At 38.7% G+C, this 20,920-nt stretch carries 24 protein-coding genes and 1 tRNA gene; 18 read left to right on the top strand and 7 right to left on the bottom strand.

The features are described from left to right. Positions 1-1,225, bottom strand: a 1,225-nt coding sequence (locus tag ABI367_RS07700) for an aldehyde dehydrogenase family protein (protein WP_462228900.1), incomplete at its 3' end; no start/stop codon positions are given. A gap of 154 nt (positions 1,226-1,379) precedes the next feature. Between ABI367_RS07700 and ABI367_RS07695 the strand changes: the two genes are divergently transcribed. The 3 genes from ABI367_RS07695 to ABI367_RS07685 all read left to right on the top strand — a co-directional run bounded on the left by ABI367_RS07695 (position 1,380) and on the right by ABI367_RS07685 (position 3,854). Next, positions 1,380-1,739, top strand: coding sequence for a glyoxalase superfamily protein (locus tag ABI367_RS07695; RefSeq protein WP_462228898.1), 360 nt, complete (start codon positions 1,380-1,382; stop codon positions 1,737-1,739). Positions 1,740-1,838: 99 nt separating this feature from the next. Further along, the gene (locus ABI367_RS07690; RefSeq protein WP_462228896.1) at positions 1,839-2,027 is read left to right on the top strand and encodes a hypothetical protein; all 189 of its coding nucleotides are present in this window, start codon (positions 1,839-1,841) and stop codon (positions 2,025-2,027) included. Between the two features lie 108 nt (positions 2,028-2,135). After that, positions 2,136-3,854 (top strand): sodium:solute symporter family protein, encoded by a 1,719-nt coding sequence (locus ABI367_RS07685; RefSeq protein WP_462228894.1) that lies wholly within the window; start codon positions 2,136-2,138, stop codon positions 3,852-3,854. Positions 3,855-4,055: 201 nt separating this feature from the next. Here the strand turns inward: ABI367_RS07685 and ABI367_RS07680 are convergent, their stop codons facing one another. Together ABI367_RS07680 and ABI367_RS07675 are read right to left on the bottom strand one after the other, a co-directional pair. Continuing rightward, the gene (locus ABI367_RS07680) at positions 4,056-4,535 is read right to left on the bottom strand and encodes a hypothetical protein (RefSeq protein ID WP_462228892.1); all 480 of its coding nucleotides are present in this window, start codon (positions 4,533-4,535) and stop codon (positions 4,056-4,058) included. Further along, positions 4,532-5,113: an RNA polymerase sigma factor gene (locus ABI367_RS07675; protein ID WP_462228890.1), complete on the bottom strand. Its 582-nt coding sequence runs from the start codon at positions 5,111-5,113 to the stop codon at positions 4,532-4,534. Before ABI367_RS07675 ends, ABI367_RS07680 begins: the two co-directional genes overlap by 4 nt. A gap of 177 nt (positions 5,114-5,290) precedes the next feature. On the opposite strand from ABI367_RS07675, the gene ABI367_RS07670 reads away from it, so the two are divergent. Next, positions 5,291-5,650 carry a DUF6249 domain-containing protein gene (locus ABI367_RS07670; RefSeq protein WP_462228888.1) on the top strand — a complete coding sequence of 120 codons (360 nt, stop codon included), beginning with the start codon at positions 5,291-5,293 and terminating at the stop codon, positions 5,648-5,650. Between the two features lie 2 nt (positions 5,651-5,652). Here the strand turns inward: ABI367_RS07670 and ABI367_RS07665 are convergent, their stop codons facing one another. Continuing rightward, positions 5,653-6,165: a DinB family protein gene (locus tag ABI367_RS07665; RefSeq protein ID WP_462228886.1), complete on the bottom strand. Its 513-nt coding sequence runs from the start codon at positions 6,163-6,165 to the stop codon at positions 5,653-5,655. Then, entirely contained in the window at positions 6,143-7,375 is a 1,233-nt protein-coding gene (locus ABI367_RS07660) for a sensor histidine kinase (protein ID WP_462228902.1), read from the bottom strand. The genes ABI367_RS07665 and ABI367_RS07660 overlap by 23 nt, the downstream gene beginning before the upstream one ends. 181 nt (positions 7,376-7,556) lie before the next feature. Between ABI367_RS07660 and gltX the strand changes: the two genes are divergently transcribed. Then, positions 7,557-9,056: a glutamate--tRNA ligase gene (gltX, locus tag ABI367_RS07655; RefSeq protein ID WP_462228884.1), complete on the top strand. Its 1,500-nt coding sequence runs from the start codon at positions 7,557-7,559 to the stop codon at positions 9,054-9,056. A gap of 90 nt (positions 9,057-9,146) precedes the next feature. On the opposite strand, the gene ABI367_RS07650 is transcribed toward gltX, so the two are convergent. Next, entirely contained in the window at positions 9,147-9,626 is a 480-nt protein-coding gene (locus ABI367_RS07650) for an Lrp/AsnC ligand binding domain-containing protein (RefSeq protein WP_462228882.1), read from the bottom strand. A 152-nt stretch (positions 9,627-9,778) separates the two neighbouring features. Between ABI367_RS07650 and ABI367_RS07645 the strand changes: the two genes are divergently transcribed. Beyond that, a tRNA-Asp gene (locus ABI367_RS07645) sits at positions 9,779-9,890 on the top strand. Between the two features lie 329 nt (positions 9,891-10,219). Here the strand turns inward: ABI367_RS07645 and ABI367_RS07640 are convergent. Further along, entirely contained in the window at positions 10,220-10,798 is a 579-nt protein-coding gene (locus ABI367_RS07640; protein WP_462228880.1) for a porin family protein, read from the bottom strand. A 124-nt stretch (positions 10,799-10,922) separates the two neighbouring features. On the opposite strand from ABI367_RS07640, the gene ABI367_RS07635 reads away from it, so the two are divergent. The 12 genes from ABI367_RS07635 to ABI367_RS07580 form a co-directional block, all read left to right on the top strand. Beyond that, positions 10,923-11,138 carry a hypothetical protein gene (locus ABI367_RS07635; protein WP_462228878.1) on the top strand — a complete coding sequence of 72 codons (216 nt, stop codon included), beginning with the start codon at positions 10,923-10,925 and terminating at the stop codon, positions 11,136-11,138. A 73-nt stretch (positions 11,139-11,211) separates the two neighbouring features. Then, positions 11,212-12,948 carry a S41 family peptidase gene (locus ABI367_RS07630; RefSeq protein ID WP_462228876.1) on the top strand — a complete coding sequence of 579 codons (1,737 nt, stop codon included), beginning with the start codon at positions 11,212-11,214 and terminating at the stop codon, positions 12,946-12,948. Between the two features lie 158 nt (positions 12,949-13,106). After that, the gene (locus ABI367_RS07625) at positions 13,107-13,655 is read left to right on the top strand and encodes a hypothetical protein (protein WP_462228875.1); all 549 of its coding nucleotides are present in this window, start codon (positions 13,107-13,109) and stop codon (positions 13,653-13,655) included. 73 nt (positions 13,656-13,728) lie between these two features. Next, positions 13,729-14,067: a hypothetical protein gene (locus ABI367_RS07620; protein ID WP_462228873.1), complete on the top strand. Its 339-nt coding sequence runs from the start codon at positions 13,729-13,731 to the stop codon at positions 14,065-14,067. A 93-nt stretch (positions 14,068-14,160) separates the two neighbouring features. Continuing rightward, positions 14,161-14,910: a UDP-2,3-diacylglucosamine diphosphatase gene (locus ABI367_RS07615; protein ID WP_462228871.1), complete on the top strand. Its 750-nt coding sequence runs from the start codon at positions 14,161-14,163 to the stop codon at positions 14,908-14,910. 138 nt (positions 14,911-15,048) lie between these two features. Next, positions 15,049-16,122: a peptide chain release factor 1 gene (gene prfA / locus ABI367_RS07610; protein ID WP_462228868.1), complete on the top strand. Its 1,074-nt coding sequence runs from the start codon at positions 15,049-15,051 to the stop codon at positions 16,120-16,122. Between the two features lie 162 nt (positions 16,123-16,284). After that, the gene (locus tag ABI367_RS07605; RefSeq protein ID WP_462228866.1) at positions 16,285-17,223 is read left to right on the top strand and encodes an FAD:protein FMN transferase; all 939 of its coding nucleotides are present in this window, start codon (positions 16,285-16,287) and stop codon (positions 17,221-17,223) included. 189 nt (positions 17,224-17,412) lie between these two features. Then, positions 17,413-17,754 (top strand): hypothetical protein, encoded by a 342-nt coding sequence (locus ABI367_RS07600; protein WP_462228864.1) that lies wholly within the window; start codon positions 17,413-17,415, stop codon positions 17,752-17,754. 70 nt (positions 17,755-17,824) lie between these two features. Continuing rightward, positions 17,825-18,652, top strand: a complete 828-nt coding sequence (locus ABI367_RS07595) for a hypothetical protein (protein WP_462228862.1) — start codon at positions 17,825-17,827, stop codon at positions 18,650-18,652. Positions 18,653-18,656: 4 nt separating this feature from the next. Beyond that, positions 18,657-19,340 (top strand): response regulator transcription factor, encoded by a 684-nt coding sequence (locus ABI367_RS07590; RefSeq protein WP_462228860.1) that lies wholly within the window; start codon positions 18,657-18,659, stop codon positions 19,338-19,340. Between the two features lie 4 nt (positions 19,341-19,344). Beyond that, positions 19,345-20,661: a sensor histidine kinase gene (locus ABI367_RS07585; RefSeq protein ID WP_462228858.1), complete on the top strand. Its 1,317-nt coding sequence runs from the start codon at positions 19,345-19,347 to the stop codon at positions 20,659-20,661. Positions 20,662-20,726: 65 nt separating this feature from the next. Further along, the coding region (locus tag ABI367_RS07580) for a Ku protein (protein WP_462228856.1) at positions 20,727-20,920 on the top strand (194 nt) is incomplete at its 3' end.

The following is a 20,920-nucleotide window of genomic DNA, read 5'->3' as shown; positions in this document are numbered from 1 at the left end:
CAATAAACCAGCCTTTGCTTTTATTGTAGTTGCCGCCGGTAATAACCTCAACGCTGCTATCTTTTTTTGCATCGTCAATATATTTAACCAGCTTATCAAACGATACCTCACTGATTACGGCGTTAATAAAATTGCCAAAATCTTCTACAGGGCCCATTTTTAATGAGCCTATATCGCGCTTTAGTCTTTCTTTAAGCCCGGTCCATAATGATGCCGGGATATATGCCCTTGAGGCAGCCGAGCATTTTTGCCCCTGGTATTCAAATGCGCCGCGTACCAAAGCGGTGTTCAGTACATCAACATCAGCACTGGGGTGTGCAAGTACAAAATCTTTGCCGCCGGTTTCGCCTACTATACGCGGGTAGGTTTTATATTTATGGATGTTGTTGCCAATGGTTTGCCATATATTTTGAAATACGGCGGTTGACCCGGTAAAATGTATGCCCGCAAAATCGGGGTGATTAAATATCACATTACCCGCAACCGGCCCGTCAACATAAATTAAATTGATAACGCCCGGTGGTACTCCCGCTTCGCGGAAAACCTGCATAATAACATTGGCGGCATAAATCTGCGTATAAGCCGGTTTCCAAACCACCACATTACCCATCATGGCAGCAGATGATGGCAGGTTACCCGCTATGGCCGTAAAATTAAATGGTGTAAGCGCGAATACAAAACCTTCCAGTGGCCGCTGCTCCACACGGTTCCATACCCCTTTAGGCGATATGGGTGGCTGCTGCTGATAGATCTCGGTCATGTAATGCACATTAAACCGCAAAAAATCTATCAGTTCGCAAGCCGAATCGATCTCGGCCTGGTAAGCGTTTTTTGATTGCCCCAACATGGTGGCCGCATTTATTTTGGCACGATACGGGCCCGCCAGTAAATCAGCAGCTTTTAAAAATATCGAGGCACGTTGTTCCCAGGGCAGATTCTCCCAGTTGGCTTTGGCGGCAAGTGCGGCATTTATAGCTGCTGCCACTGTTGTTTTATCCCCTTCGGGGAAATTGGCCAACAGGCGATGATGTTCATGAGGAGGGCGAACTTCCAACTTTTTGCCGGTATGCACTTCTTGAGCGCCAATGTACATCGGTATGTCAATACGTGTGGCGCGGGCACTATCCAAAGCGGCTTTAAGTGCAGTACGCTCCGCGCTTCCCGGGCCGTAGTTTAGCACAGGTTCGTTTTGCGGTATAGGGACGTTGAAAAATCCTTTAAGCATAATATGTCAGTTAATTAGTATAAAGGTACATATAATGTGCAGATGTGCAGATAATCAACAGGGCAAATTACGTGCGGGTGACAAGGAGGTAGAATAAAAAATATATCAGCGATTAATGTAGACGAGACATAATTTATTTTTATAATTTAGTGCTATGTCAGTCACCAAGCCAATTTTAAGGGTATTTGATTATAGTAAGGCCATTGAGTTTTATGTAGTTTGGCTGGGTTTTAAAATTGATTGGGAGCATAAACCGGACGACGGCCCCTTTTATATGCAAATATCGCTGCGCGATGTAGTTATTAAATTATCTGAGCATCATGGCGATGCAAGCCCCGGCAGCCATGTAACGATTGAGGACTTTAAAGAACTGCGCCAGTATCATCAGCAACTTATTGATAAAAATTACAGGTATAATCACCCCGGGCTTGAAATACCCGAATGGGCACCAAGCAGTATTACGATGACCGTATTTGACCCTTTTGGTAACCGGTTAACCTTTAGCGAAGGGTAATATTATTGCCATAGTATAAATTTTATTAAAAAATGCACCTGCGAAATTGCCGGATAATCAATTAATCCATTAATTTTGTTGGCATTATAAAGTATCGATATGAAACACCATAACACAGAAGAAAAAAGCTACGATTATTTATATTATCTGGTAGCGCTACTTACCGGCCTATTTGTTGGCGGCATTATTGATAAAGGACTTGCCTGGATATTAGTTAGCGGTGTTTTGGGCCTGCTAAGCGCGGCTTTCTTCCTTAATATATTGGTTAAAGGCCGTGGAGACGCCTGATCCAGACCTACCCTCATTTATACGTAACTGGAACCAGTTTTACAGCATTGTTGTTGTTTGGCTGGTTTTTTTAATTTTATTATTTTCGCTCATTACCTACCTCCTTAAATGAGCGTTACCGATTGGATAGTTCTTGCTGTCACCCTGCTTGGCATTGTATTATATGGTGTTTGGAAAAGCGGCACCAATAAAAATATCGATCAGTATTTAATGGGTAACCGCTCATTGCCCTGGTACCACGTCGGCTTATCGGTAATGGCTACACAGGCCAGCGCTATTACTTTCTTATCGGCCCCGGGTCAGGCCTATTCAGACGGGATGCGTTTTGTGCAGTTTTATTTTGGTCTGCCGCTGGCCATGATTGTGCTTTGCATTACGTTTGTGCCTATTTTCCATCGGCTTAAAGTATATACAGCCTACGAGTTTTTAGAACAGCGGTTTGATCTGAAGACAAGAGCTTTCACCTCCTTTTTATTTTTGGTACAGCGGGGGCTTTCAACCGGAATTACTATCTACGCTCCGGCTATTATCCTTTCAACCATATTAGAAATTAATACGGTATACACCACCCTGTTTATTGGTTTGCTGGTAATTTTTTATACCGTTTACGGGGGTACCAAAGCGGTATCATATACCCAGCTATTGCAAATGAGTATTATATTTTTAGGCATGTTTATGGCGGGTATTGTGGTAGTTATGCTGCTGCCGGGTGGGGTGGGTTTTACCCAAGCTATAAAAATAGCCGGCAAAATGGGTAAAATGAATGTTATTGATTGGAAGTTTGACCCCAATAACCGTTACAATATATGGAGCGGGGTTATTGGAGGTTTCTTTCTGCAATTGTCTTATTTTGGTACCGATCAAAGTCAGGTGGGGCGTTATTTGACCGGCAGTTCTGTGGGGCAAAGTCGGCTGGGGCTTATTATGAATGGGCTTATAAAAATACCCATGCAGTTTTGCATATTGTTAATAGGGATATTAGTTTTTGCCTTTTACCAGTTTAATCGCCCGCCTATGTTTTTTAACCAGTACGAGGTTAAGCAGATAAAAAATAGTGGTTACAGTGCCGATTATAATAAGTTGGAAACTGAATATACCGAAGCATTTAATAACCGTAAGCAAAAAACAGAATTGCTTGTACAGGCATTAGATAGTAAAAACGATGGACACATTACGCTAGCTAAGGACGAACTTAAAATAGCCAATGATCAGGCAAACAACATCAGGAAAGAAGGTATAGCGTTGATGAAAAAAAATAGCGCACTTGCCGATACCGACGATACCAATTATGTGTTCCTAACGTTTGTAACCCACTATTTGCCGCGCGGTTTAATAGGTTTATTAATAGCGATAGTTTTTTTGGCATCAATGGGATCAACAGCCAGTGCGCTTAACTCGCTGGCATCAACTACTGTAGTTGATATTTATAAACGTACCATTAACCCACATGCTACTCCAACCAATTATTTAAATGCCTCACGTTTGGCAACCGTATTTTGGGGAGTGGTTTGTATTGGTATGGCCCTTTATGCAAGCCATTTAGGGAATTTATTGGAAGCGGTAAATAAATTGGGCTCATTTATATACGGTACTATTTTGGGCGTATTTGTAACCGCTTTTTATTTTAAAAAGGTTAATGGCACCGCGGTATTTATAGCGGCAGTTTTTACAGAAATTGTTATTTGTATTTGCGGATATTATGAAGTAGTGGCCTATTTATGGCTAAATGCCATAGGCTGTATATTGCTTATTGTTATAGCGCTGGCAATTAATCCGTTTATAAAGGAAACCCCACGTTTATTGGCTGATGCCGGTGACGTTAACTGATGTAAAAATCTTCTTAAAAAATAAAAGCCGCCCCTGCCTTGCGCCGGGCGGCTTTCAACCTAAACCTTATCACAATTAAACCGGTAGATTACCGGTTCACTTTTATATAACAATTACCATACCAAATTTTTAAAATCAACAAAAAAAGTGCTGCATAAATCAATATATTCCTGATTTGTTTAAATAAATAAAGTTAATGTATTAAATATGTTTTAGTGTGTCTTTTCTGCGCAAAAAAGTATCTGCCAAAAATGCTCCAAGCATGATATCAAGGAACATGCAACCCTTTAATACACTATCACTTAATAAATTTAGTTTAGGAAGTGTATAGTTATTTGTAGTATTTGTTGACCAATCAATGTTTATCACCACCAATATCAGCAAAGCCAAAATCGTAACTAAAAAAAATGCCGCTATACCTTTTATTACCGCGGTATTGATGGTTGTTTTTAACGGTTGTTTAGCATTTTCGTTACGTATATTTTCTAATACATTATAGGTAAACGCCATTGATGGCTCGTCAAGTTCCAATGAACTTAGTCGTTCGTTAAGTGTTACTATTTCATCATAAATTTTTTGATAGTTCACATCCTGCTCAATTAATAAATTAATTGCCAACGCTTCCTCCTCAGAGCAAGAGCCGTCAATATATGCCCAAATTTTTTCTTCTATATTGTTCATATCAATTCTTTAACCTCATGTTTTAAAATATGTTCCAGTTTTTCTTTTAAACGCTGCCTCGCCCTAAAAAGCTTGACTTTTACGCTGTTTTTTTCAATGTTCAACGTTGTTGCAATTTCATCGATTGATTGTTCTCCTTTATAAAATAAGGTTATAATAACGGCATCATCCGGTAAAAGCTGACTTATAGCTTCATTTAAATAAAACGATCTCGACTTTTTCTCGACATTGTTCATCTCATAACCTGTAGAAAAAGCTTCAATTTGGATGGTATTCTTTTCATCATCAATGGATGATATATCCAGTTGTTTTTTACGCAACGAGCTCATGGCCGTGGTATAAACAATAGTGTATAGCCATGTGCTGAATTTTGATTGATGTTGAAACTGATTGAGTGATCTGTATGCTTTTACAAAGCAATCCTGTGCTATTTCCTCAGCATCTTCGCGTTTTTTTACAAAACGTAGTGCAAGTGTAAATACAAAACGCTGATGGCGCTTAACCAATTCGGCATACGCCGATTGATTGCCCGCCAAAGTTTGATCAATTAGTACAGTATCTGAAAGCTTGTTTTGCATTCTATAAACTATGACGGTAAATAATTGATGCAGGTTACACTTTTATAAAAATACTTGTTTTATCTTAAAGCCTTAAAACCAATAGTTATACTGTATTAAAAAAAGGCTGTAACCCATTTATAAAAGTTGTAGTCATAGCTTATACATAACAAAACGTTAACATTTAAATTAAATATTATGGAAAATACGTTAGGGGTGCTTATCCCCATTTTGGTGCCATTAGGATTTTTCGCAATGATCTTTGGTATAGTTTATTTACGTAACCAGGAAAAAATGGCTATGATTGAGCGCGGGATGGATCCCAGGTTGAATATTCCGAGCCCGGTTAGTCACAATTATGTGCTTACAACAGCACTGTTATTAATAGGTTCGGGCCTGGGTTTATTTATAGCCTATATTTTAGATACCCAGGCATTTCCGGAGGGAAGGGATCCTACGGCTATCTACTTTGCATCTATCGCTTTTTTTGGCGGGGTTGGTTTATTTATAGCTTATTTGATAGAAAAAAATGCAGCAAAAAAACAAGAAGACGAATAGATTTAAACCAGGTACCGGTCTTTAATAAGATTAAGGTGATGTATCTCATGGCCGGCGGCAATATAAAGTAAGGCCCTTATCGAAATTATGCTGCCGTTGGCCATACCTGTTAGTAGTAATTGCTCAGGTGTTAATGACCTGTAAAGATATAAATTAGCTTCACGCACGGCTTTAAACTCATTAACCAGATCAGTTAAAGTGCGTTTTTTTGAGGTAGATAATTCTACATAAGTGTTTTCGTCAAAACCCGGCAGTTCTTCCTGCCCGCGCGAAAATGCCAGTATGCGGTACGCAAAAGTACGTTCGGCATCAATCATGTGGCCCACAACTTCCTTTATGGTCCATTTGCCTTCGGCGTAGGCATAATCAGCTTTATCCGCAGGTATATTACTTAAATAAGTATAGCTGCTATCTTTTAACCGGGTTAATGTATCAACAATATCCCCATCAGGTACTTTAGTGATATAGTTTTGATGAAACGGCGAAAATTCATCAGGCTTCGGTTGGTTGCTCATCTCGTATACGTTTTAATATGATCCTAAAGGTGGTGCCTTTTCCTAATTCCGAATCGCGGACAAATATATTACCACTATGATAATTTTCTACTATCCGTTTGGTAAGCGAAAGCCCCAACCCCCATCCCCGCTTGCGGGTAGTATAACCAGGTTGAAATATAGTAATAAATTTTGAACGTGGTATGCCTTTGCCGGTATCGGTTATGTCTATAAACACCTGGTCCTGCACTTTATTGGTTGATATATTTATTTTAATACTGCCTTTATCGTCAATAGCATTTACTGCATTTTTTAGCAGGTTTTCAATCACCCAGTCAAACAGTGGGATGTTTAATCCGGCCTTAAGGTCTGTATTGCCGGTCATTTCAAAGCTAATATTGTTGTTAACTCTTACTTTAAAATAATCCACAAAATCTTTTACCACATCATAAACTATATGTGGCTCCAGCTTTGGTGTCGAGCCTATTTTCGAAAACCTGTCGGCCACAATTTCCAGGCGCTTCACATCATTTTCCATTTCGGCCATTAATGGGTCATCTTCGGCTTCAAATTTATTTTTCAATAATTCTATCCACGCCATTAATGATGATATGGGCGTCCCTAGTTGGTGCGCTGTTTCTTTAGCCAGGCCAACCCAAACCTGGTTCTGTTCTGACTTGCGCGAGGAATTAAAAGCTGTATAGGCTATCAATAAAAAAACAGCGATAACCGAAAGCTGTATATAAGGGAACAGTTTTAACCGGGTAAGTAATAATGAGTCTTTATAGTATATCAGGTTTTCGCCGCTTCCGGTACCGGGCAATATAATTTTAATGGGCTCATGCTGGCTTTTCATTATTTCGCGTTGATGCTCAAAATACTCGGGATCATATTCCAGCTTTTTTTTATTATTTGATTCCGAAATATTATCCAGTTTTATAAAGGTTTTGGTACTGTCAAGCCCCTTGGTGGTTTGTATTTCCCCGTTTTCGTCGGTTACTATGGCAGGCACTATTGAGCTGTCGCGAACGGCTAACACGTACGCAAAGTCTTTATCGTCGCTTATAATGCTTTGCTTTAAGCTAAGGGCCCAAAGCTGTGCCCGTGTATGTTCAGACTCCGCAATTTTTCTTACCAGGTAATTGGTATATAATAACGAACCACTTGCAATTATTACTGCAAGAGTTAGCAGAATATATTTCCATAACCTTTTATTTTGATAAGCGTTTATCATATTAAGTACCAAATAACGTAAATAGGTTTGTATAATTATAATCTTTTAAGTCCGAAAGCTGGGAAGTCCGAAAGTCCGTAAGCGTTTAAATGTAATTTCAACATCTTTTTTTACGAATAGATTTATTTTCGGGCTTCCGGACTTTCCGACTTTCGGACTTACTGACTATCTTCGCGCCATGTCAGATAAAAGAGTTAGAGTGCGTTTTGCACCAAGTCCTACAGGTGGTTTGCATTTGGGAGGGGTACGTACGGCCTTGTTTAATTACCTTTTTGCCAAAAAACACAATGGCGATTTTATTTTGCGTGTGGAGGATACCGACCAAAGCCGGTATGTAGAAGGAGCCGAGCAATATATAATTGATTGTTTAAACTGGTGCGGCATCTCGCCTGATGAAAGCCCGGTAACTCAAGGCAACTACGGCCCTTACCGCCAAAGCGAACGTAAAAGCTTATACCGCCAATATGCCGAAAAGCTGGTGATGGATGGCCACGCCTACTATGCATTTGACACCACCGAAGAACTGGAACGTAATCGTAAAGAAGTGCCAAACTTTCAGTATGGCCATGCTTACCGTAAAAGCTTACGTAACTCTATAGCATTACCACAGCACGAAGTTGATGCCTTGCTGGCTGCGCATACGCCGCATGTTATACGTTTAAAAGTACCCGAAGACCAATCTGTAAGTTTTACAGATATAATAAGAGGCCGGGTTACCTTTGAAACTAACCAGGTTGATGATAAAGTTTTATTAAAGGCAGATGGCATGCCTACTTACCATTTAGCGGTAGTAGTTGATGATTATTTGATGCAAATATCGCACGCGTTTAGAGGAGAAGAGTGGTTGCCATCGGCACCGGTGCATTTATTACTATGGGATTATTTGGGCTGGAAAGCCGATATGCCTAAGTGGGCGCACTTGCCATTAATATTAAAACCCGATGGTAACGGAAAATTGAGCAAGCGCGATGGTGCCCGGCTTGGTTTTCCGGTGTATGCCATGAATTGGGACGGTGTAGATGGTTTTAAAGAGATGGGCTTTTTACCCGAAGCCTTTGTTAATTTTTTAGCAACACTTGGCTGGAACGATGGTACCGGGCAAGAAGTATTTAGCCTGGAAGAGTTGATTCAAAAATTTTCGTTAGAAAGAATAAGCAAAGCCGGCGCCAGGTTTGATTTTGAAAAAGCCAAATGGTATAACGCCGAATGGATAAAAAAGCAAACTGCTGAACGCTTAAAAGAAAAAGTTAAGACGGTTTTAGCCGATAAAGGGATTGATATTAAAAGCGACGCTTATTTATTAACCATTATTGACCTGATAAAAGACCGTTGTGTTTTGTTGACAGACTTTTACCAACAGGCCGGTTATTTTTTTGAAAAACCGAAAGAATATGACCTCAATTCGGTTAAACCCAAATGGACCGATGATAAAACTGATTTTTTTAATGCGTTCAAAGCTTTATTAATTGGAACAGAATTAACCGCTGTCGATATGGAAGCAAAATTTAAAGCATTAGCCGAAGAGAAAGAGTTGAAAACCGGCGATGTAATGCTGCCCTTCAGGATTATGCTGGTTGGAGGTAAGTTTGGCCCGCATGTGTTTGATATAGCGGCACTGTTGGGTAAGGACGAAACTATAAACAGGATTGAAAAAGCGCTGATAACTTTTGCTAATTAGCTTATTGGTTCAATGGCTCATTAGTTCATTTGTGTAAATGATGCATATGCGCTCACAATACTAATGAACTAATGATACTAATAAACCAATTTATTGCTCTAAAGTAATTTGCCTTTTAATACTTTCCTCTAATGATATAAAGGTTTCGGTACGCTGTATACCTTTTACACTTTGAATTTGCTCGTTCAATATTTCGCGCAGGTGGTTGGTATCATGGCAAACAATTTTGGCAAAAATACTCCAGCTTCCGGTGGTATAATGCAGCTCCACTATTTCTTTTACGGTTTGTAACTGCTTAACGGCTTCATTGTACTGTGAACCTTTTTCAAGGAATATACCTAGGAACGCGGTAATATCATACCCTAGTTTTTGTGGGTCAACTTCCAGGCTGGCGCCTTTTATTACCCCCAGTTCTTCCAATTTTTTCATCCTTACGTGGATGGTACCGCCTGATACAATTAATTCTTTTGCAATTTCCGTGTATGGTGTGGTCGCATTTTTCATCAATATTGATAAAATTTGTATATCAAGATTATCAATTTCTGAATTTAAAGGTTTTCTTTGAGGCATAAATTTTAATATCTATATTGAAATACAAGTTTAATTAAAATTTGAATAAAAATAAAATATTTTTGTTGAAATATTTGCAAGGAATTGATAACTCTATTAAATTTGTATTAAGCAATTGCAAAAAGCTTGTTAGTTCTTTAATAAAAAAACAATGTTGGGTGGTGAAATTTTTGGCAGACACACCTCCTTGTCCCGGTGGCGGAGATCATAGGAAACCCGAAGCGGGCTAACTACTCTGTGGAGGTTCGAATCCTTCCCCAACAGCAATGTCAACTGGCGTTGATATTATATACTGTAGGATGGTGAAATTTTTGGCAGACACACCTCCTTGTCCCGGTGGCGAAGAATATGGGAAACTCTTAGTAATAAGAATAACCACTTCGTGGAGGTTCGACCCCTTCTCCTACAGCTCTTCTCATAATTTAGGTTTATAATTGGTTAGTAAAGGCCCCTGCCCATCAGGGGCTTTACTTGTTTTATAGGTTTTTTGCAGCGCAAAGCTTAAAGCAAAAAGCCGAAAGCTTTTATCGCTTTCGGCTTTTTACATAATAAAACGCTCCTTTTAGCTTTCGGCTTTTAGCTTTTACCTTTTTTTATAAAAACTTAAAGCCAACACTAAGGGCCCATAAGTTTTGACGCTGGCCAAAGTTTTTATTAACGTCTGTTAAACCGCCTTCATATCGTAAATCGGCAGTTATAGGGCCTACATCCACACCGCCACCGGCCTGGAAACCCAGCGTACTATTGTTGTATTTGCCAAAATCCTGATAGGCGCTAACAAAGTTTGCCGAAAAATTTTGGCTTTTGCTCATTGTATAGGAGTAAACCGGACCGACCATTAAGCGGAAATTAAGGCTGTTGCTGCCAATTTTAGTTCCAAGTAGTAATGGCACGTTTAAGTTTGTAAACTTAACATCACCATTATATAAACCATCTGTAGATTGGAACTTGCCGCCGGTACTGCTCACATATAATTCGGGTTGCACATACAGGGCACCGCCAAAGCGGGCAAATAAACCGGCCTGATAACCGGATACTGTTGATGAGTTAAGATTATCGGCATTTACTTTTGAAAAATTTACGCCGCCTTTAATACCAAAGGTACTTGACTGGGCCATTGCGCCTACGGTTACAGTAAATAACAACGCTGCGCTTAAGAGGTATTTTTTCATGGGTACAAATTTTAGTTATATAATTTACTTCATGTAATAATATTGTATAATAAACAATAGCCTTGCCAAAATATTATCGGTGCCAACTTGTTTTTTTATATTTTTGCTTAAATAATTAAAAAACATGGCAGAAATTAGCATTACAAATAAGGAGTGGGCGAGGGTAAAAATCAAGATTCAACGGAAATACAACCATTTAACCGACCAGCAACTACAATACAACGAGGGGCAGGAAGAAAATTTGATAACCCGGTTAATGGACCTGGTAAACCGCGACAGGAAATATGTAGTGTTTACCCTACAAAAAGCTTTAGTAAATATTGATAATAATAGATTGTAATTTGAGTTATGCTAATGTAAACTATATTGCTTTTTTGTAGATTTATATTTTATAAATCATTATAAACCAGATGATGAAAGGGACGCTGTTAAAAAAATATAAAAAGCTGCTAATATCCGGCGGGATATTAATGCTGGCAATAGTTACATGGAGTTTTAGTGATGACCTTTTTCAGGTATCAAAAAACCTGGAGGTGTTTGTATCATTATATAAAGAGATAAATCTTAATTATGTTGATGATATAAACTCGGCAAAAATGATAAAAACCGGGGCCGACGCCATGCTTGACGGCCTTGACCCTTATACCGAATTTGTACCGGAATCTGAAATTGAGGATTATAAACTGCATTATGTAAGCACGCAATACGGCGGTATTGGCGCAAGCATATTTATACGTGATAACAAAATTTACATTTCGTCGGTATTTGAAGGGGACCCCGCCCAAAAAGCCGATATACGTCCTGGCGACCAGTTAGTGCAAATTAATGGTGTAAATCTTGAAGGCAAAAATAACGATCAGGTGAGCCAGTTGCTTAAGGGCTCGAAAGGTGCTGTCGTAAAATTATTGATGAAACGAGATGATGCTCCTGCTGTTGCAAAAGAAATCGCCCGCGATGAGATCAAACAGCCAAATGTATCGTATTATGGTATGGTTGATGGCAATATGGGCTATATTAAACTGGATAGGTTCCTGGAAAATTCAGCGCAGGAAGTAACAGACGCCCTGATAGCCCTAAAGAAAAACAACCCTAACGGTATTATTTTAGACCTACGCTCAAACGGGGGCGGTATATTACAGGAATCTGTAAAAATAATTAACCTGTTTGTGCCTAAAGATGTAATGGTAGTATCGCAAAAAGGTAAAATAAAGGATAAAAACTTTATATATAATACTCAAAATACCCCTATAGCTCCCGATTTGCCTTTAACGGTATTAGTAAACAGCCATTCGGCCTCCGCTTCAGAAATTGTGGCAGGCGCATTGCAGGATCTTGATCGAGCTGTTATAATAGGTCAGCGCAGTTATGGTAAGGGTTTGGTACAGCAGGCATTTCCGTTACAATATAATAGTTTGGTTAAAATCACTATAGCTAAATATTATGTGCCATCGGGTCGTTGCATACAGGAGTTGGATTATACGCACCGCAAAGATGATGGCAGCGTAGTAAAAGTTGCAGATTCGCTTATACACGAGTTTAAAACCAAGAATGGCCGGTCGGTTTTTGATGGCAGCGGTATTTATCCGGACCTATTTGTTAAAGCAGATAAATATGCTACCGTTACCCAGGTATTAGTAGGCAAACTATTGTTATTTGATTATGCCACCAAATACCGCGATACGCACCCAAAAATAGCCGATGCGCGTAACTTTAAACTAACCGATGCCGAGTATGAAGATTTTGTAAAATATCTTTCCAATAAAAACTATACCTATAGCACCACTTCAGAAAAAGCGCTGGCTCTGCTAAAAACCGAGGCTACAAACGAGAAGGAGTTTAACGAGATACAAGGCGAATATGATATTTTAAAGAACAAATTGCTTAACAGTAAAAAGAACGACCTGCAAATACATAAGGATGAAATTAAGCCGTTGGTTGAAAATGAGATAGTATCGCGCTATTATTTTGAAAAGGGCCGTAGCGAAAGTAATTTTAAGTACGATAAAGAATTGGCAACCGCAGTAAAAACCATGCAGGATAAAGCGCAGCTCGCCGCTATATTAAAAGGTGATGGGAGCTATAAAGTTATTGGTAAACCCGTATTGGCTATGGTTGGCAAAAAAGCCGATGATAAAGATAAAGACGAGTAATTCTGATTTTTAAATAACTAATTAATGCCGGGATATTCCGGCATTTTTTGTTTGTAATGATTGGTTTTTCAATTTATATATTGAAGTAACGTAAGTATCGCATAAAAAACTAAACTATTTGGTGTTGTAGTTGTCTTACTACAAAACAACTATAAATTATGAAAAAGATCATTTTTGCAACAGCGCTGATATTTAGCTGTATGCTATTTAAACAAGCCGATGCACAGTTAAGAATAAGTTTAGGATTTAACATAGGTAGCCAACCAGATTGGGGTCCTGTAGGTTATGACCATGCAGACTATTATTATATGCCCGATATTGACGCCTACTATGATGTGCCTGCTCATCAATACGTTTATTATCAAAATAATGTATGGATACGTTCGGCCGGCTTACCGCCAAGGTACAGTAACTACAATGTTTATAATGGCTACAAAGTTGTAATTAATGGCCAACGTAACCCTTGGGAACGCAATAATGTTTACAGGGCCAGATACGCGCGTTATAAAGGTCGCCGTGACCAGGCCATCATACGCAATAGTAACGAAGAAAAATATCGTAACCATTGGAATGATAATAACGGACGTGGTAATGATCAAGGTAGAGGTAATGACAGACGTGACAATGGACCTGGCCGTGATAATGGCCGTGGTAACGACGGGAAAAATAACGGACGTGGCAACGGCCGCGGGCATGACAAGAACTAATATTAATTAATATACTTATATTAAGCAGGCTTTTCGGTAACGAGGGGTCTGCTTTTATTTTAAATAGGTTTATATGAAGAAATTTTTGTTTTTGGCCGTTTTATCATTTATAGGGTATAAGGCATCTGCACAGCAATTTAATGCTGCTGATTTTAGTAAGCAACTGGGTAAAACCGGTACACTTTGCGATACAGTAAAATCATTACGAATAGTTAACGATACCTTAACTCTTTTAAACATGGGCGGGGTATATCCACATCAAAAATACACTGTAGCCGTAAAAGGCAATAAGATAACACTTGATTGGGCTAACTTAAAAGGTAAAAACATTTGCGCAACTGGTGTATTTGAGCTTTTTAAAAACCAACCTCAGGTTACAGTGGCACAGCCCAACATGATAGAAGTACATTAGTGAATTTGCGAAAGAAGAATATAAATATACGGATGGAATATGCTTTGACCTTTCTGCTTTACGCTTTCAGCTCTAAACCGTATTTTTGACAACATGGCAGTAGGTACTAAACTTTATTTCGCGTCTGATTTTCATTTAGGGGCCGGTGGTTATTTAGCCAGTCGCGAACGCGAAAACCGCTTAGTGCGCTGGCTGGATATGATACAGGCTGATGCTGCTGAGGTTTTTTTAATGGGCGATGTATTTGATTTTTGGTTTGAATACAAAACGGTTGTGCCCAAAGGATATATCCGTTTTTTAGGCAAACTGGCTCAAATGGCCGATGCCGGTATAAAACTATACTTGTTTAAAGGCAATCATGATATGTGGATGTTTGATTATTTTGAAAAAGAACTGGGTGCCATCATCATTAACAATGAACTGGAAATAGAACGTAACGGAAAGAAATTTTACCTGCACCATGGGGATGGCCTGGGCCCGGGAGATGCAAAGTATAAGATCCTGAAAAAAATATTCAGAAGCAAAATATGTCAATGGCTTTTTGCCCGCCTGCACCCCAATTTGGGCGTTGGCGTGGCTAACTATTGGTCTAAGCATAGCCGTATAGTCGGTCAAAATAATGTGACCCGTAAAAATGTGGAACAGGAGTGGTTGGTAATTTACTGTCGTGAACTTTTAAAAACAAAATTTTATGACTACCTGGTTTTTGGGCATAGGCACCTGCCGCTTGATATACAGTTAAATGACGCGAGTAGGTATGTTAATTTAGGCGAATGGGTAAATTATAACTCGTACGCTGTGTTTGACGGGGCCGAATTAACCCTGCAATATTTTGAAGCCTGATCCTTTGATTAACCTTATTTAAATCCTCAGCCAAAAGTAAGCTTTCGGGTTCGGGCTTTCCGTTTTCAGCTTTAATGCGTATTTTTGTGCGCTTTTTAAGGCAGGGCTATTATTATAGCTGCAACCACCAAAATCATCATGTTAGAAAAATTAGAAGCGATATACCAACGCTGGAAAAATGTAGAGAGCGAACTGAGCAGTCCTGACGTAATGTCGGATATGAAGCGTTTTGCGCAGTTGAACAAGGAATATAAGGATCTGGCCAGGATAGTTGATGAGTATAATGTGTACCGCAACATCATGAGTAATATTGAAACTAATAAAAACATTTTAGCTACCGAGAAGGATGAAGAGTTTAGAGAAATGGCTAAAATGGAACTGGATGAACTTTTAGTGCAGCAGGAACAAAAGGAAGAAGAGATACGCTTAATGCTTATACCTAAAGATCCTGAAGATTCAAAAAACGCCCTTGTTGAGATACGTGGTGGTACGGGCGGTGATGAGGCAGCGCTTTTTGCAGGCGACCTTTACCGTATGTATATGCGCTATTGCGAAAAGCGTGGCTGGAAAACTGAACTGGTTGATTATACCGAAGGCACATCAGGCGGATATAAAGAAATAGTATTTAATGTAATAGCGGAGGATGCTTACGGTACGTTAAAGTACGAATCGGGCGTGCACCGTGTACAACGTGTACCTGATACCGAAACCCAGGGCCGCGTACATACATCGGCGGCAACTGTAGTGGTATTGCCTGAGGTAGATGAATTTGATATTGATTTGCAAGTAAGTGATATACGTAAGGACCTGTTTTGCGCTTCAGGTCCGGGCGGTCAGTCGGTAAACACAACTTATTCGGCTGTGCGCTTAACCCACATACCTACAGGTATTGTTGCCCAGTGTCAGGATCAAAAATCGCAATTAAAAAACTACGATAAGGCTTTACAGGTATTACGTTCAAGGGTTTACGAAATGGAGTTGCAAAAGCACCTGGAAGTGACCTCTAAAAAACGTAAAACTATGGTTTCAACCGGCGATAGGTCGGCAAAGGTGCGTACCTATAATTACCCGCAGGGCCGTTTAACCGAGCACCGCATAGGCTTAACCATTTATAACCTTCCCGGTGTAATGAATGGCGATATACAAGAGATAATGGAAGCACTGCAATTTGCAGAAAATGCTGAAAAACTAAAAGAAGGAACGGTAGTATAATTTAAACTCAATTATATTGAAATTAAATGCTCATAAAAAGCTTTTATGGGCCATTTTTCATGTTAATTTCATAATCTACTAATAATTTAGCTCTCAGTATAAGTATAACAAGTGCGTGTATGTATGCACCGTATACTAATTGGTTAATTTAATTTTTTAACTATGCTGGCTGTTCAAAAATCATTAATAGGAAATAGTTTAACCATTTTTAGGCGTACTGCGCGCCTAATGGGCGATAATTTTGAAATAAGTGTAGTTAGTAATGACCCATTATGGGCTGGTGACCGCATAGAAATGGCTATTAACGAAATAGCCCGGGTTGAAAAATTATTGAGCACTTTTAGCGACGATAGTATTATTAACCAAATAAACCGTAACGCTGGTATTAAACCGGTAAAGGTTAGTGCCGAAATTTTTAATTTGATAAACAGGTGCCTGCAAATTGCCGAATTAACAGATGGGGTTTTTGATATTACCTACTCCGCTTCTGATAAAAATTGCATGCGAGATATTAATATTGAAACCGGCTCTGATACCCTAACCAAAATTGTAACCACCTGCTCCAATTATAAAAAGATTGAAATTAATGCTGCTGCCTGCACTGTGTTTTTAAACGAAAAGGATTTGCGTATTGGTTTTGGCGCTGTTAGCAAAGGCTATGCTGCCGACCGGGCAAAATATGCATTACAAATGGCAGGTGTAAGCAATGGCGTAGTTAATACCGGTGGCGACTTGATTACCTGGGGTAGTCAGCCTGATATGACCCCGTGGACCGTAGCAACAGCCGACCCTGAACAACAAATGAAACCGTACGCTAATGTTGATATAAGTAACATGGCAATTGCCACATCTGGTAATACAGAAAAGTATGCGTCTTTAACTGGTGCAGCATATAACGTAGATCCTAAAAACGGATTTTTAGTTAGCGATATTACAAGTGTAAGCGTTTTGTCCCCTACTGCCGAGTTTGCCGATGCAATGGCTACCCCGGTAATGGCCATGGGTGTTAACGGCGGCCTTTATTTAATTAACAAGTTAAACCAAGTAGGTTGCATAATTGTTGATGATCGACAAAGGGTTTATACTTCAAAAGATATTTAATATTACAGAATAAACTACCCTGGGTTTATTTAGAGCCCGATACCCTGTTTAAGCCTATCGCTGGTTGTTTTATAATTTTTATAGTAAAATATATGGCACAGTTGTATAATTACAACTGTTTTTTTATGTAATTAGATAAAAAATTAATGTTTAAAATAATTCGCTGTTTTTTAACAACTATTCTTTTCAATGCTTAAGTGGTTTGCATATATTGTTCTGTTATTGCTATTTGCACCATGCTTATCATCTGCCGAAAAAGCTAAGACTGCCCCGTACAAGTCTGTTTTTTCAGTTTATGCCCCATCGCATGAATTGATACAGATGGATACATTGTCGAAAAAATTAAAGCAACAACAGGAAGAAGAAAAGAAAAAGGTTAAAGAAATTTCAAAAGCGAAACGACAAGCGAAGCCCGAAAAAATTGATGATGGCAATGCCGCTGATGCCCCGCCCGCAGTTAAGCCAAAGCGTCAGCGCAGACCTGAAGGTATGGAACGGCCTCCTGAAATTCCGAGAAGAAATGAAAATTAGCAAATACCCCATATCAATGAAATACTTGTGTGTTTTAGTTTTTACTATAATTTTTGCCCCGGTTAAACTTATGGCTTTTAACAGGGAAATAATCTCTTTACCTGTATACCATACATTGGCCGATACTGACTCGGTGATACGTAAAAGATCAATTGCTGTAGGTATAAGTTATGGTAGCGATGCTATGTTTTTTGGTCGTACTGGTCCTATAAAATACCCGTTCATGTCAGCCAATGCCATATACAATACAAAAGGGGGTTTTTTTGTATACGGATCGACTTTAAGGCTATTGGGATACCGTACCCTTGTTGATGAAATTGATGTAGGTGGTGGTTATTTATACCATTTAACCAAAAAACTATCAGGAACAATAAGCTATACCCATTTTATATTTAATAAAGAAGAGCGGGTAATTGAATCGGCATCGGCGCATGATATAAATTTAAAAAACACCTATAACTGGGGGCTATTTAAATCAAGTGTTACACTTGATTACCTGTTTGGCAAAGAATCAGACATTTTTGCTACGCTAAACGTTTCTAAATATTTTGAAACCGACTGGAATGTTTTTGATGATAAAGATTACCTGACCTTTAACCCCGGTATAAGTGTAATAGTGGGCACGCAAAATTTTGTACAAAGATATTCAACCGAACACGAGGATAGAATAGCTGTAAACAACCTACTTATACATGGTACTGATGACCCGTATCCATATAACAATGGCAGGTTTAATGCATTAAATTATAGTTTTAAGATACCAGTAGCCTATAACAGGCCACATTATACAGTTGAATTTTCATATAAGTATTCTATCCCGGTAAACGTAGAGGGATCATTAATGAATAAACGTGAAAGTTTTTTTAACTTAACATTTTACTATGTTTTTTTTAAATAAGTAAATGAACGTTTTAATAATAGAAGATGAAAAAGCATTGGCGCATGAATTGGAACTGTTTTTAACCAATTACAATTATAAATGCGAGGTGTGTTTTGATGGCGCGTCGGCTTCTGAAAAGATAGGGGTTAATTTGTATGATTTTATATTGATAGACCTGGGCCTGCCTGATTACGACGGGCTGGATTTATTAAAGGAAACAAAAAAAAACAACCCCGATGCGGCTTGTATAATTTTAACCGCCCGCGCCGAAGTTTACGACCGAATAAAAGGCCTTGATTTGGGGGCAGATGATTATTTACCCAAGCCATTCTCGTTATTAGAATTGCACAGCCGTATGCAGGCCATAGTGCGCCGTAAGTTTGGGTTAAAACAAAACGTGGTTGAGCTTGACGGATTTTTAATAAACCTTACGGATCGCAGCATTACCCATCAAAATAATGTGATAAATACCATCACAAAAAAGGAGTTTGATTTAATAGCATACCTCATTTTACATAAAAATCGCACCTTAACCCGTATGCAACTAAGCGAGCATATTTGGGGCAGCATTATCAATAACGATTACGACTCCAATTATATTGACGCACATATAAAAAATATACGTAAAAAATTAAACGTATATGCCCAGCCCGAATGGCTGGAAACTGTGCGGGGCCTGGGCTATAAAATAAAAATAAACACTTAAGCAGTTGAGACTTAAAACTAAACTTACGCTGTTTAATGCCATTTCAAAACTGGTAATAGTAATACTTTTTGTGTTACTGCTGCCGACAGTTATTAAAAATATAAATGAAAGTTTTACAGACAATAAATTACGCAAACAAAAGGATAAGATACTTGATATCATAAAAAAATCTGGTGTTGAAGAAAATTTGTACGCAGCTTATTCGCCGTTAAAAGAAGAATATTATAGCCTTGATGTTGATAGTATAAACGAAGGGCTTGATACTATAAAAAACGAGAAACGAAAAATAGAAGGTGATACGATTGAGTACCGTATACTAAGCCATAATTTTAAGGCCGGTAACAAAAACTATTTGCTGGAGATTGGTAAAAGTGCTGATACTATTGGCGAAACCACAACCCCATTACAAAACATAGCCTTCCAGATTTTGGTGGGGATGGTACTGCTAACCATACTTGCCGACCAACTTTATTCTAACCATTTGTTACGGCCGTTGGCGCTTATCATAAAAACCAAACTTATAGGCCGCAAGTTCCCCAATTTTGGCTCGTATGTAGAAGTAAAAACCAGTACCTCTGATTTTCAGTACCTTGATATCAGCATACATAAAATGGTAGAGACCATTGAGCAAACTTTTCAAAAAGAGCGAGAGTTTATCTCCAACGCGTCGCACGAGTTAATGACGCCCATATCTATTCTTCAATCAAAAATTGAAAATATGTTTGAGCAGGAGGATATAGCCGACGAGGTAAAAGTGCGTTTATTGGAAATGCAGAAAATTCTTAACCGTTTAAAAAGCATTACCAAAACATTGCTGCTGATATCGCAAATTGAAAATGAGCAGTTTTTAAAGGAAGATAAAATTGCCGTTGCTGAGATGCTTCAGCAAATACAGGAAGAAATATCTGTAAGACTACAGGATAAAAGCATTACCTATAGCATTCAGATACCCGCCGATTGGATATTTGTGAACGTAAATAAATTTTTATTATTCAACTTGTTCTTCAATCTAATCAATAACGCTATAAAATATAACCGCGAACAGGGCGATATTAAGGTTATTGGCGAAATTGAGAATGGTGTATATACCATTAGTATTATTGATACCGGGCTGGGAATTGCAGCTGAGGATATGCCTTATATATTTAACCGTTTTAAAAAGCTAAAGCAATCCTTACAGCAAGAAAGTTTTGGCTTGGGCCTGCCTATTGTAAAATCAATAGCGGTATTTCATAATATTGATATTAATGTTGAATCTGAAAAAGGCATCGGCACTACATTTAAGCTCACTTTTCCTCCCGGCCTAATCCAGACTAATTAGTAAGTTAGGCTATAGCAAACCGTTTGTGCTATTGATGGTTATCATAAGTAAAATTACTATTTGCTATGAGATCAATTTGGAAAGGCTCGATTGGGTTTGGTTTGGTAAGTATACCTGTAAAGCTTTTTTCGGCAGTACAAACCACATCGCTTGATTTTGATATGCTTGACAGTCGCGATCACTCGCGCATACGCTATCAGCGGGTAAATGAAACTACGCATAAAGAAGTTCCATTTGACAAAATTGTAAAAGGTTATAA

Origin of the sequence: Mucilaginibacter sp. (assembly GCF_039935595.1) — a bacterium.
Lineage (GTDB): Bacteria > Bacteroidota > Bacteroidia > Sphingobacteriales > Sphingobacteriaceae > Mucilaginibacter.
The sequence above is the reverse complement of the archived record's forward strand: the minus strand, read 5'-3'. Positions and strand labels throughout refer to the sequence as shown.